The organism is Dietzia sp. UBA5065, assembly GCA_002415925.1.
Classification (GTDB): domain Bacteria; phylum Actinomycetota; class Actinomycetes; order Mycobacteriales; family Mycobacteriaceae; genus Dietzia.
Genome location: DIAZ01000171.1, coordinates 1 through 729, shown reverse-complemented (window position 1 = coordinate 729; position 729 = coordinate 1). Strand labels below are relative to the sequence as shown.

Here is a 729-nt window from a genome sequence, read left to right as displayed (position 1 = left end):
GGCCTGCAGACCATGTGCGAGGGCGGCGGCACCGCCAACGTGACGATCATCGAGCGCCTGGACAGCTGATCGGCCGACCCCGGCACAGCGCAGGGCCCCGCGCCGGATCTCCGGTGTGGGGCCCTCGTGCATTCCGGGGTCAGGCGATGCTGCCGGCGTCGCCTTGGGCAGTCGTCAGGGCAGCGTCGGCCGGTCGCGTGGCCCGAGAGTGTGACGCAGCCGACAATCCGGCGCCGTGAGCGGCAAAGAGAAATGTCGGCTCACGGTATCCGGTCAGAGAGGCTACCTCTCAGGTGTTTTCGGTCGAGTCGTAGCGTCGCAGGTGGGAGAGGGTCGCCATGGTGCCATGATGCGGAGCGCGGACCGCTCCTGTGGATACTTCTATCTCTAAACTTAGTGTAAACTTATGCTCGGGCAATGATGCCCTGGGCCTGAGTTCTCACGAGTGAGGGGCCGAGACGCAGCGAGAAAGGACAGTCCATGCGACGTTCGCGAGGTGCCCCTCCGATTGGGTTGACGCCCGGCGGAACGGGCCGAACCAGGTCGGGGAAGGCCGTGGTTCCACCATCTTCCACATCCCCGGATGCCGGATCCGCAGGCTCGAGCACCAGTTGGCTCCGGACCGGCGCCCTGGCCTTCGTCATGTTCCTCGTGGCCACAGTGGCCCCGGGAATCTCCAGCACGGCCCCGGCGGCCAACGCGGCGCCGGTGGTGTCGGGGGCGCTGTGT

1 protein-coding gene is annotated in these 729 nt (G+C 67.1%); it reads left to right on the top strand.

The window, feature by feature from the left end; translation table 11 throughout:
- On the top strand, window positions 1–69 hold a 69-nt coding region (locus B4M60_RS15735; protein WP_414646810.1), incomplete at its 5' end, for a hypothetical protein.
- Window positions 70–729 lie beyond the last annotated feature (660 nt).